The organism is Pseudoflavitalea sp. G-6-1-2, assembly GCF_012927185.1.
GTDB lineage: Bacteria > Bacteroidota > Bacteroidia > Chitinophagales > Chitinophagaceae > Pseudobacter.
The window spans coordinates 2,236,618-2,249,261 of sequence record NZ_JABBGB010000001.1 but is presented as its reverse complement, the minus strand read 5'-3'; the positions used below and the strand labels follow the sequence as shown (position 1 = coordinate 2,249,261).

Here is a 12,644-nt window from a genome sequence, read left to right as displayed (position 1 = left end):
ACTATAACATCAACAAATGAGAAAATTTTCCCTGCTTATCCTGCTTGTACTGATGATGGGACCAGGTTTTGCCCAGAAGATCAGCTACATCGTTTCGTTCCCCAATATCACACACCACGAGGCCAGCATCAGCATGACGGTGACCGACGTGAAAGAACGCAATGCCATCTTCCGCATGAGCCGCTCATCGCCCGGCCGATATGCCACACACGAGTTCGGCAAGAATGTGTACGACGTAAAAGCATTCAGCCAGAACGGCAAGGAGCTCACTGTAACGCGCATCGACGGAGATGTGTATCAGGTGAACGGCCACAGCGGTTTCATCAGATTGGAGTACACGCTCTATGCCAACTTCCCCGATGGCACATATGCAGGCATCGACGGCAGCAGCGTGCAACTCAATATCCCCGCCACTTTCATGTGGATCAAAGGATACGACAAATCGCCCATCGATGTAAAGTTCAATATCCCGCAGGGAAAAAACTGGACCATCGCCACACAACTAAAGCCCACTCAGGATCCTACACTGTTTTCCGCTCCCGGTCTTCAGTATTTCATGGATAGTCCTGTTAAGATCGGAGAACTGATCTGGAAAGAATGGAAACAGAAGAATCCCAACGGTAAAGAATATACGATCCGTCTTGCACTCGAAGCAAAAGCATCCGACAGCCTCGCTACTTCCTTTGCAGGAAAGATCCGCAAGATCACCGAACAGGCACAGGCTGTATTCGGAGAACTGCCCGAATTCGATTATGGCACTTACACGTTCATCGCCAGCATCAATCCATGGGTAGACGGCGATGGCATGGAGCACCGCAACTCAACCATGATCGCCATTCCCGTTGAATTCGACGGATCGAACAATCTGCTCGGCGTATTCGCCCACGAATTCTTCCATTGCTGGAATGTAGAGCGCATCCGCCCCAAAACACTGGAGCCGTTCAATTTCGAGAAAAGCAATATGAGCAACGAACTGTGGTTTGCAGAAGGTTTCACTCAATACTACGGCAACCTGCTTATGGAGCGTTCCGGAAACATGGCAGAAGAGAAATACTATCCTATTCTCGGAGGTCATGCAAGCACCAAGATGGTGAGCCCCGGCGCACAACGATTCTCTCCCATCACCATGAGTCAGCATGCCGTATTTGTAGATGCCGGCACATCGGTTGACAAAAACAACTACGCCAACGTCTATACTTCCTACTACCCCTACGGCGCATCGGTTGCCATGGCGCTGGAGCTGGAACTGCGCATACGTTTCAAACTTACGCTCGACAATTACATGGCTGCCGTGTGGAAGAAATTTGCCAAACCAGAAGTAGCCTATACTATTCCGGGACTCGAAGATGTTCTGGCCAGCCTCACCAAAGACAAAGCCTTTGCAGCCGACTTCTTCAAAAAATACATTTACGGGCATGAGTACCTCGATTACACGCCGCTGCTCGCAAAAGCCGGACTGGCGCTGAAAAAGGCCAATCCCGGTAAAGCCTGGATCGGTAATGTGGGTTGGAATGAAGAGAAGGGATTGAAGATCGAATCCAACACCGTACTCGGCACACCGCTCTACAATGCAGGCCTCGATATCGACGATCTCATCATCTCCATCGATGGCAAACCCGTGAAGAAAGAAGAAGAGCTCAAAGCCATACTCGCCGCACATAAACCCGGCGAAGAACTGGGTATCGAATATGAGCATCGCAGTCAGAAAGTGAGTACAAAGATCATACTCGCCGAAAGTCCTGCACTCACGCTGGTTTCATTTGAGAAAGAAGGAAAAACAGCCGGCACAGCCGAACTGGAATTCAGGAAGCAATGGCTGGGTGCACAACCAGTAAAATAGATTGGATTAGTGTTGCTGCCGGCCGGAGTTGGGGCTGTCAAATTCGGTTGTGAAATCTGCCGGGCAGAGTAGGATCTTCGATAAGCTTAGGGAGGCAGGATTGAACTGTGCTGCTGATCTCAGCTGCTGCGCAACAGATTTCAAGACCATCATTTGACAGCCCCAACTCCGGCCTGCCCTCTATTCCATCAATGGCCATCTCATCCATCCTGCTTTTCAACAAAGCTGATCTTGTAAATGAAAGGTGACTCTACCCGTTGCACCATCAGCGAAATCGAGCCGGACACCCCATCATCCCGAATCTACCTCACCATGTACCCAGCAAAAAAAGCCACCCTCAACGGATGGCCTTCTATTATGCTTCTTTCGGAAATGCTATTGTAAAACCGTTCGGCTTACTGATACTGGATGTAAATCGGCTGAGGTTTCAGCTTCAGTACTTCTGCGGGCGTCATAATTGCACTGCCTTTCTCACGGAAATCGTTTTTGTAGAACAGTTTGAAACCTGTGTACTGAACGGGTTCGCGGTGAATGAAAGAACGGTAGGTGCTGATCTTTCTTGCCTTTGCTCCCCATCCGTCCATATCCATTATCAGCTGTGCTTCCGGACGGAGCTTGATGTTCTTGTAGTTGGTAACCATCGCCTGCGTAAAGCGGTGAACTACCAGCATTTTAGGAGGCAGGTTATTTTCTTTCACCAGTTTGGCGAGGTATTCAGTGGTGTAGTTGATATCGGCAGCATCGAAAGTTCCGATTACAGAACCGGGCTTCTTGCCTGTTTTCATGGAGAACTCAGGATCGATGCCGAGATGCACATGCGGCATCTTCAGGTATTTTTCCAGCAAAGGAACTTCAGCCTGCAGGCTGCTCAATCCTACCTGAATATCGATGAACACGAGTGCATTGATCTTTTCTGCCATGGCGAGGATCTTATCGATCTGTCCATGTGCCATGCGGAGGCGGTATTTGCCATCAGCGCCTGCGCTGCCCTGTGCAGTTACAGCAATATAGTGAAGCGCCGGAACCACTTCCATGGTTGTATCGGCAGCATGCCAGTTCTTTACCTCTTCCTGCAATTTGGCCAGCATTTCTTTCTCCGGCAATTCTCCGAGGATACCCATTTTGGTAGAGTACAGGTTGCCATAGAAAGCGAGTACTCTTTTGAATGGAAGGATAGCGCCGGGTAATGGATAATCGGCTTTCACCGGCCATTTGCCAGTGGAATCTCCGTTCACGATCCATTGCATTTTCTGATTGTAAAGCGCTGTGTCGAGCGTAGTGGCTGCAGCTGTTTGTACAGAAGGAGATGGAGCTACAACATCAGTGTCTTTTTTTGCGGTTTGCTGGGGAATTTGGGGTTCTGCTGCTTTGCCGGCAGTTCCGGGTTTCCACCCGGTGAATACGAGAACCAAAACAATTACTACTACGGCAGCTATTCCTGCCCATAACCAGGTGGATCTTTTCATAAGTTATTGCTGTTTTAACGGTCGGATCAGCGCTGAAATTTGATTAAAACTGTTTAAAATGTGCGCAAAGATCAGCGTTAATACTCAAGAAAACGCGGCACTGTGAAAAATATTTTACATCCAAATTTTAACTTGCCAACCGCCCCGGATAAGTGTAACTTTATATGAGACAAATTTCTCAATTGTTCATAAAAATATCTGCCATGGGTACGCTTCAACAAATCCACACGTGGAGCTTAACACATCACCCGCGCTGGCTGGTAGTCATCCGGGTTGCACTGGGATTATGCCTTTTCATCAAGGGAATATCTTTTATGATCAATTCAGCTGCGGTAGAGCAGTATGTTCAAAACTCAAGGCTGGCGGCCTACGACAGCTGGATAGCCATCGGCGTAACCTGGGCGCACCTTCTCGGAGGTTTCATGATCATCATCGGATTGCTCACCAGATGGGCGGTAGCACTGCAGATCCCGATTCTGCTGGGAGCGCTGGTATTCATCGCTAACCAGCAGGGCATCTTCGCATCCGGATCGATGTTTCCGATGACAGTAGTGATTTTTCTGCTGCTGATATTCTTCCTCGTAGAAGGTGGCGGACCGTTATCACTGGATAATTACTTCAGGCAACACCCCAAATAACCTGCCACTTCGGAATAATGTGCATTACTTTCCTTCGTAGACAACGCCGGAGGTGGGCGTTTCGTGCAATTCCAGTTTGATCATTTGCGCAATCTGCGGCTTCAGCTGATCCCAGATCCAAACGGCAATCAGTTCGCAGGTAGGATTCTGCAATCCCGGAATATTGTTGAGGCATTTATGATCGAGTGCAGTTACCACCGGTTTGATTATTTTTTTCAGTACGGCAAAATCCATCACCCATCCGAGATGCGGATCGGGCTGCCCTTCTATCCATACGCGGAGACGATAGGTATGGCCATGCATTTCTTTGCATTTATGTCCGTCGGGTACATTGGGCAGGAAGTGGGCGGAGTCGAATGTGAACTCTTTATAGATGAGCATAGAATAGAATGTAAAACAAAGGTAGGGTAATTGCCAGATACGGATAAATGACGAAAATCAGGTGGGATTTTGAGTAAATACTGGATGAAACTGCACAGTTACTAAATCAACAATACAGGATGAAGGACTTCTCCTTATTTTTGCGCACTTTAAAAAATTACCCCCAAACCATATGCGAAAAATTACGCTGTTGGCAGTATTCGCCCTTTCTCTGTTATCAATACAGTCCTCCGCGCAACAATATATCCCATACAAAGCTTATGTAAGTGGTTCCGGCCCTTTCGGCCAACCATTTCTGCGGTACCAGCATGCTGATAACTTTTTGTACTCAGCTACTTCCCGGTTTACTGTAACATCTACACCAGTTGACTTATTCACTCCTGATGCTTTGTTCGACGGGGGGTATGATGGCATGCCATACAAAGTAGCGGCAAATGGAACAGGCACTATTACCATTGATATGACCACAAAAGGTACAGGCAATGTAACTTATCCCGGAGGCAAATTCTACCTGCACTTTTATGGTTCGCTTGGGCCACAGTCAATCACAGGAAGATTCAGAATTTCCGACGGAACATGGAAGGATATCACCAACTGGACAAACATTGCTACCATACCTACCAATAATGTTTGGGAAGGCACGCTGAGCAGTAATTTCAACGGCTTGCAGGTAATCGAAATCACTTTAACTGCGCCTGCTGCCCAGATCATCAGCATGACTGAAATGGAATATATCATGGATCGCCCCAACGTGGAGAATGGCCTCGTAACAAAGTTCTCTAACCAAACACTTTATAAGAACTTCGAGTGGAGAGGGGTAAACAACGATGTAACCTCTTATATCAAGTCAGATGGAAATGTGGTGTTCAGAGGACCGGTAGGCATCAACAATACACCGCTCGCCGGTTTCACCCTGCACGTACAAGGCAACACCAACGTTGTAGGCACATTGAAGGCCACAGGATTCACTATGCCCACCAATGCAGTAGCAGGCAGAGTGCTTACTACAGATGCGACAGGTATCGGTACCTGGAAAGATCTTCCGGCAGGAAGCGGTACCGGCTGGGGCCAGGGAGGTTCAAGTGTTGGCGCTATCAAAATGCTGGGCACTATCGACAACTTCGATCTGCCGATCATCACCAACAATGTAGAAAGAATGCGCATCTCCAGCAATGGAAGCGTAGGTATCGGAACCACTCAGATAGCAACCGGATATAAACTGTACGTAGAAGGAAATATCCGCGCAAGAAAAGTACGTGTAGACAACAGCACATGGCCCGACTATGTATTTGAGAAAGAGTATGCGCTGATGCCGCTCAGCGAGCTGGAACAATTCATTCAGCAGAATCGTCACCTGCCCGGCGTTCCTACAGCAGCAGAGGTTCACAAAGAAGGTGTTGATCTTGGCAGCAATGCAGCCATCGCACTGAAGAAAATCGAAGAGCTCACCTTGTACACCATCGATCTGCAAAAGCAGGTAGAATCGCATCAGAAACTGATCCTCGAAATGCAGAAGAAACTGCAGGTGCAGGATAAAGCGGTAGATGTGTTGGAGAACAAACAGGTACAGGATCAGAAGACCATCAAAACACAGGAGAAGGAAATCGATGTATTGCAGAGCCTGCTGAAGAAACAGGAAGAACTGCTCAAAGCAATGGAAAAAAGAGTAGAGAATATCGAGCGCAAAGTGAAATAATCATCCGCATATCTTTATAACAAAGAGGCCGCCCAACAGCGGCCTCTTTCTGATTTAACATGGGCTGATTCACATGAATGTCAGATCTATTTATGCAGGGTTATTCTATCCAGCACCGTTTCTTTTCCTCTCACAACATTTACACCGGTGATGGTAGTATCCTTATAGCCATTGGACGCATTTACGAATACCGTATAACTTCCTTCTTTGAGGCCGCGTGCACGCCACTGTCCATTCCAGAAGGGCAACGCATAGGCAGTGTCTGCAGCGTTGTACACGCTGATCACAGGCCATGCATCTTTCGGCGCTACCACTCCTGCCACTGATCCGGTAGCACGTACCGTAAACAGCACTATCACAGGTTTGAGGTAGAACACACCATCGCGTACACGAATTACGGAGCGGGCCACATCGAAGTCGAGCCAGAGACGGAACCTGTCTGGTGTATACTCATCCCAATCTCCTCCTCTGACCTTCACTATGATGGTGCTCGAAATTCCGGGGAACAGTTTCAGCGGATACTTCACACTGTCTTTCACCAGAGAATTGTTATTGCCCAGTTCGATCTTTATGAATTTGATCTTGCCTTTGGGTATCACGCCGTTCGCAAGTAAAGTATCTGTACCATTGCGAAGCGTCAGCAGATCGTACACGCCGGGTTTGATATCGAGCGATTGCCAGTTGACGCAGCTGTCTTCGCGCTCCCACTTGCCTTTGTCGTGATCATGATCGCCATTGCTTTGCACACGATTGTGATCGTCGTGATCATCATCGTCGTCATCATCATTTTTCTTATTGCAGGTATCGATCAGCACTTTCACGCTTTTGATATCCACCAGTACATTATCAAAAAATCCCGGATCATCGGTGAGGTAAAGACTTACATGCTGCTTGCCGGGAGGCAGCTCTTCAGAACCTTTTGAATTGTCTTTGGAGCAGGAGTACAAAAGAAATCCGGACAATACAACAGCGGTCCCAAAACCAAACAGTTTTGACACTTTCATACAGAGCGGTTTTTGTAGAAGAATGAGGTAACGGCTATGAACGACAATTACTGTGCCTGTGTTAAAAAAGGTGGATAAGTTTCCGGAGGGCAAAATATTTAGTCTACTAATTTGGTGGACTAATAATTTACTTCTAATATTGTGCTGTCAACCATCAGCAATCATAATCAGCTCTGTATGAAACCAACACCGGCATATCCCTGGCTGATAGCCGTTCCGGCACTGATCTTCAGTACAACGGAGATCTATCCGGCCAAGCCATCCAATATCAGCGGACAGATCGTTCACAGCGGAAACGGACAAAAAGTAGAGAACGCTTACATCTATATTGTTTCGGGCGAAGAAGAGAGTCTTTCGGACAAAAACGGACAATTCAGGATCACCACCTGGCAACCCCTGCCGGTAACATTGATAATTGAACATCCGCAATTCAAGAAGAAGAAAGTGAGTGCATCGGATGCTTCGGAGAAGCAGGTGATCAAACTTGAACCCAAAGACTGAACTCAAACGAATATCAAAATTCTATGAAGCTCAATCTGCTGGCATTTGCAGTTCCATTTTTCGTATTGTTCATGGTGCTGGAGTATTTGATTGCAAGAAAGAAGAAGCTGCCTTACTTCAACCTGCATCATTCAGTAGCCAATGTGAGTATCGGCATTGCAGAGCGGTTGCTCGATGTTTGGGTAACAGGTGCTTTTTATTTCTTCTACGATTACCTGCAAACGAACTATGGACTCTTCGAGATAAAATCCGGCGTACTGATGTGGATACTGTTGCTGCTGGCTACAGACTTCATCTGGTACTGGTATCATCGGCTTGCACACGAAGTGAATGTATTCTGGGCAGCGCATGTGGTGCATCATCAGAGCGAAGATTTCAATTATACCGTGAGTGCGCGCATCACTGTTTTTCAGGCATTCATCCGTACCGGTTTCTGGGCCATTCTTCCATTGCTGGGTTTTCCGGCTTTGATGATAACCAGTCTGCTGCTGGTACATGGGCTCTACCCGTTTTTTATCCATACCCGGCTGATCGGCAAACTGGGCATTCTGGAATACATACTGGTAACGCCATCGCATCACAGAGTGCATCATGCCAGCAACGAACAGTACCTCGATAAAAACTATGGTGATGTGTTCATCATCTGGGACAAGCTCTTTGGAACATTTCAGAAAGAAGAAGACGAAGTGGAGATAACATACGGACTTACCAAACCACTGAACAGTTACAGTTTTCTATGGCAGCATGTGCATTTCATGGCAGAGCTGGTATATGCTGTAAGACGTACAAAAGGATTTACACAACGCCTGAAACTGATCTTCGGCAAACCCGATCTGGTAGATCCGCAGGCACGCGAAGCAGTGGAGAAAAGGTTCAACATTTTTCATCTCGGTTATGCCGTGGAGCATCGGTTGAACAGATACGTTGTGTGGCAGATCATACTCAGTCTTTCACTGCTCTTTGTGTTTATCCTTTTTGAGCATTATCTGCCCCTTACGCAGCAGTTGCTGATATCGCTTGCACTGATTTTGACATTAATCAATTGCGGTGCGATCATGGAGCAAAAGAGATGGGTTTTTTATCTGGAATTTCTCAGGTTACTCACGGTAACCATCGGAATAGTGATCGCATATCCTGCCATCTGGCTGAGTGTTTTGCTGCTGCCAGCAGGCCTGCTGATACTGCGATACTTTGAAACAATCAGAGAATATTACCTGAGCTGGGTATATCAGCAAAGACGCTGAATCCATTGAATATGAGTTACGTGGCCGAGGGGGAAGGCGAAGGTACGCAAGACCTTCTACGGTGGTTCGAATCCACCCGTAACTGCTTATTTGCATCGGTTCAATATCATTGAGCCCCAGGGCGGTGTTTCTACATCGCCTTCATAAAAAATTATGGCAGCCATAGCCATCGGTATTTAAAGAAGTGTTTTTTTCATATGGCAAGCAATCGTTGATGAAAGGCGGTGTTTCTACACTGCCTTTTTTTGTTGCCCGACTGTGAGAATAAAACTTTTTAATTATATAGATATGTATCTTTAGTAGGTGTTTAGACATAAGAGGGCGGCACAATTTTTAGAAGAATCCAATGGTTATGGCATATAAAATTCAATGGCGGATCGGGTGTTCCGGTTTTCATTACCGGGAGTGGAAACATATTTTTTATCCGCCCGAAACTCCTCAGCGCAAATGGTTCGATTACTATTGCACCCGCTTCAATACGCTTGAACTCAATTACACTTTTTACAGATTCCCACAGGTGGCATTGCTGGAGAACTGGCATCAGGAAAGCCCGGAGAAATTCAACTTCTCCATCAAAGCGCCCAGACTGATCACACATTTCAAACAGTTCAAAGATGTGCGGCCACTGCTCGACGATTTCTACAATGTTGCCAAAGAAGGACTGAAAGAAAAACTGGGGCCGATTCTGTTTCAGTTTCACCCCAAAACGGTGTACAGTCCTGAACTGCTCGAAGAAATTTTAGATCAGCTCGACACCAGCCTCACCAACGTACTCGAATTCCGGGACGTCAGCTGGTGGCGCCCCGATGTATACCAAAGCCTCAGCAGCCGCAATGTGTCTTTCTGTGGCGTGAGCCATCCCAAACTACCTGATGAACCGGTAATGAACACTCCACTTGTATACTACCGCTTTCACGGCGTACCCATACTCTACAAAAGCGAGTACCCTACCGAGTTTCTCGATACCATCAGCGACACCATAGGCAGCAATGAAGAGGTGAGGGATGTATATCTCTATTTCAACAATACCACAAAAGGACATGCGATTCAGAATGCCCTGTACCTGCAAAACAAACTGCATGGCTGATTGATACACTAACATTCTTTTAGGGGATCTTCATTCAACAGACGCTGCATAGTGACTGCGGCATTGTTATGTCTAATTCACCACAATGATCTCAGGACGTTTGATGATCTGCGTATTGTACTTGAACTTGATATTGGTATTGAAGTCGATTCGCCAGTGATCGCCATAGAAATTGGCGCGCGGGAAATAATGCGCACGCAGTTCAACAGTTCCGAAGATAAGGCTCTCGTTGCGCGCGCGCAGTCCTGCACCGAGGCTCTGATACAGATCGCTTTTCTTCACTGGTTCGCCGGGCGGCGTGAGTAAGCAGAAATTGGCAAACCCGAATGGCGCGAATTTGAAGTTGAGAAAGGTCCACGGACTGAAGAACACACTCTCCGACTTCAGCACGGCACGCATGTCGCCGCCGATTCTCCGGGCATTGTAGAGCTCCCGCAGTCCGAATGCACTTTCGAGATAGAGTTCCTCATTCAGCACTTTATTGATTTGTCCGGTTATGCCGAGGCTCACAAATGTGCGCTGCTTCCAGCGTGGCCCCATGGTGCGGAGCTTGCTGAAATATTCAAGATTGGTGAGTATGTCCACATCTTCGAGTCTACTCTTATGCCAGAAGCCGCCGACCCTGAAAGTGAAATTGTAATAGCTTTCCTGAGCGGTGAAATAGTTGCGGCTTACATCGAGCCCCATGTATGGCCGGTCCTGGCCATTCTTGCGGGTCCAGCCGGCAGTGGCGGAGATATCCATTCCTTCGGGAACGTCTTCGTTTCTGCCGAAGCCATAGATGTAGCGGGTTTTGTAGAAGTTCTGTCCGAATATGGAGATCGATCCCAGCACGGCGTAGAGATCGGCATAACGCGCATCATATTTTATCCTGAAGGTATCCGGAGTAAGCTCGAACCTTTTCTTCATGAGACGTGCCCCTACGATGGTACGGAGACGGTTATCATTTTGTTTGAGTTCCATGATGCTGAAAGCACCGGTATTCCAGCCCAGCCATGCATCGTAGTTGTAATACTTGTATTGAAATTCTTTTCTGTAGCTGGTATCGGCAATGTATTGGTTGGAAGTCTCATGCCATGCGGCTTCCGCAGCATAAGTAAATTTCGTGTATTGGTTTACGAGAGGTTTCAGAAAACGCATGTAGAAAGTGGTCTCTTCATCGCGGCCACTGTTCATGCCATCCGCAAATGTGCTGTATCCTGCAAAAGCATCGATATAAGATCCGCCGATATTGCGTTTGATGTATTCCATGCCATAACCCATTCTGTCTACGCGGCGGGTATCGTAGAGAACACCGCCCTGAATGCGGTCGCCCCACCCTGCCAGGTTATCGTCTTTGGCCGATACGTCGAAAGCTTTGGTGTTGTGTATATGCAGGGATCCACCGATGCTGAGTACGTCTTTGGAGAGCACAATCACATCTACCGAATCGTTGCTGTTATCGGCAGTATTGATAATAATGCGGGCATCCTGCAGGTAAGGCTGGTCGCGAAGATGCCTTTCGTTATCGGCCATCAGATAGGCTTCCACTTTATCACCCGGTTCAAAAAAGAGGTTATTGCGGATCACCCAGCTTCGCGTTTTGTGATGGAAGCCGTTGGCCATTCTGGTAAGCCTGCTTCTGAATACTTTGGCCGTATCGTTGATGGGTGTACCGAAATCGAGTCCTTTTACAGTTACGCTGCGGATCACACGTCCTTCGTAGATGCTGAAAACAAGGTCGTTTCTGATGGGGGTGAGTGCGGCTATATTTTCGCGGAGAGTATCGCGCAGGAGGTTACGGGCGAGTTTGCCGATGAGGCCTTTGCGCTTCTGGATGTAGTTGTCGAGCCCCTGCCGGGTACGCGCAGTATCCTTCTGCGCCTGCAGGCTCCGGATGTCGAGCGCTAACAGGGATACAGTACAACACAATATTATCAGCAACCGGCTAACTCTCATGGACCTCCATAGTATTTACGGCAAAATAAGCTTTTAGCGTAAATAACCTGCAAATCCTGTGCTGCGGCAAGTGGTTAATTGCCAGTGTTTGCGAAGCATTAACACAGCGGTGCGCAATTAATGTCGCCGGAGGAGAATCGATACGGAATCCTGCACAAAAAAAAGCCCGATCTCACGATCAGGCTCTTTGTTTTACCGTAGTTTTTTTCTTGCTGCTTTGCAAGGCATCATCGATAGCCTTGCTCAGCCCGGGGTAAGTAACTTTCCCGGTATATATTTCGTTATTGATGAGGAATGCAGGAATATCACGAATGCCTTTGTCGAGGCCTTCGAGCAGATCATTCCTTACAGTCCAGCCGTAGAGCGAATCTACCAGTTTGGGCAAAAAGTTCTTATCCTTTGCGCCTGCTTCGCGGGCATATTCCCGTAAGCTCACGCTGCCCAATTGCCTGCGGTGCGCAAACAGCAGGTTATGCATTTCCCAGAATTTTCCTTCCTGGGCTGCTCCTACGCTGGCTTCCGCAGCTTTCTGTGCACGCTGATGCACCTGTGTCAATGGAAAATGGCGGAAATTGAATTTCACCCTGCCCTCGTAATCCTCCATGATCTTCTTCACTATCTCATGCGCTTTGGCACAGGCCTCACTCTCATAATCCCCAAATTCAACCAGGCTTACCGGCGCATCCGCCGATCCTACCCAAATGTCTTTGGGCGGTTTGATTTCTACCAATTTAGGTTTATTGTTCGTTGCCATATTTCTCCTTTTTTTATTTGTCTCAAAGCAAGTGTTCGGGCAACAGTTGGCTGGTTATATAACAATTTCCGTGATGCCGTTGTTCGCGCATCCCT

At 47.5% G+C, this 12,644-nt stretch carries 11 protein-coding genes; 6 read left to right on the top strand and 5 right to left on the bottom strand.

The window, feature by feature from the left end; all coding sequences use genetic code 11:
* Positions 1-16 precede the first annotated feature (16 nt).
* Positions 17-1,840, top strand: coding sequence for a PDZ domain-containing protein (locus HHL16_RS09430; protein ID WP_169424867.1), 1,824 nt, complete (start codon positions 17-19; stop codon positions 1,838-1,840).
* 395 nt (positions 1,841-2,235) lie between these two features.
* Here the strand turns inward: HHL16_RS09430 and HHL16_RS09425 are convergent, their stop codons facing one another.
* Complete coding sequence (locus HHL16_RS09425) at positions 2,236-3,306, bottom strand: hypothetical protein (RefSeq protein WP_169424866.1); 1,071 nt, start codon at positions 3,304-3,306, stop codon at positions 2,236-2,238.
* A 164-nt stretch (positions 3,307-3,470) separates the two neighbouring features.
* Between HHL16_RS09425 and HHL16_RS09420 the strand changes: the two genes are divergently transcribed.
* A complete protein-coding gene (locus tag HHL16_RS09420; protein WP_346766830.1) occupies positions 3,471-3,944 on the top strand; it encodes a DoxX family protein in 474 nt (157 codons plus the stop codon).
* Positions 3,945-3,968: 24 nt separating this feature from the next.
* Here HHL16_RS09420 and queD read toward each other — a convergent pair whose 3' ends face one another.
* Complete coding sequence (gene queD / locus HHL16_RS09415; protein ID WP_169424864.1) at positions 3,969-4,325, bottom strand: 6-carboxytetrahydropterin synthase QueD; 357 nt, start codon at positions 4,323-4,325, stop codon at positions 3,969-3,971.
* A gap of 172 nt (positions 4,326-4,497) precedes the next feature.
* Here queD and HHL16_RS09410 point away from each other — a divergent pair, with 172 nt between their 5' ends.
* Positions 4,498-6,021, top strand: a complete 1,524-nt coding sequence (locus HHL16_RS09410; protein ID WP_169424863.1) for a hypothetical protein — start codon at positions 4,498-4,500, stop codon at positions 6,019-6,021.
* A gap of 86 nt (positions 6,022-6,107) precedes the next feature.
* On the opposite strand, the gene HHL16_RS09405 is transcribed toward HHL16_RS09410, so the two are convergent.
* Entirely contained in the window at positions 6,108-7,025 is a 918-nt protein-coding gene (locus tag HHL16_RS09405; RefSeq protein WP_169424862.1) for a DUF4382 domain-containing protein, read from the bottom strand.
* A gap of 177 nt (positions 7,026-7,202) precedes the next feature.
* On the opposite strand from HHL16_RS09405, the gene HHL16_RS09400 reads away from it, so the two are divergent.
* The 3 genes from HHL16_RS09400 (at position 7,203) to HHL16_RS09390 (ending at position 9,857) form a co-directional block, all read left to right on the top strand.
* Complete coding sequence (locus HHL16_RS09400; protein ID WP_169424861.1) at positions 7,203-7,526, top strand: carboxypeptidase-like regulatory domain-containing protein; 324 nt, start codon at positions 7,203-7,205, stop codon at positions 7,524-7,526.
* 23 nt (positions 7,527-7,549) lie between these two features.
* Complete coding sequence (locus HHL16_RS09395; protein ID WP_169424860.1) at positions 7,550-8,770, top strand: sterol desaturase family protein; 1,221 nt, start codon at positions 7,550-7,552, stop codon at positions 8,768-8,770.
* 352 nt (positions 8,771-9,122) lie between these two features.
* Complete coding sequence (locus HHL16_RS09390; RefSeq protein ID WP_169424859.1) at positions 9,123-9,857, top strand: DUF72 domain-containing protein; 735 nt, start codon at positions 9,123-9,125, stop codon at positions 9,855-9,857.
* Between the two features lie 72 nt (positions 9,858-9,929).
* Here HHL16_RS09390 and HHL16_RS09385 read toward each other — a convergent pair whose 3' ends face one another.
* Together HHL16_RS09385 and HHL16_RS09380 are read right to left on the bottom strand one after the other, a co-directional pair.
* Entirely contained in the window at positions 9,930-11,795 is a 1,866-nt protein-coding gene (locus tag HHL16_RS09385; RefSeq protein ID WP_169424858.1) for a hypothetical protein, read from the bottom strand.
* 178 nt (positions 11,796-11,973) lie between these two features.
* The gene (locus HHL16_RS09380; protein ID WP_169424857.1) at positions 11,974-12,549 is read right to left on the bottom strand and encodes a thioredoxin domain-containing protein; all 576 of its coding nucleotides are present in this window, start codon (positions 12,547-12,549) and stop codon (positions 11,974-11,976) included.
* Positions 12,550-12,644: the final 95 nt, after the last annotated feature.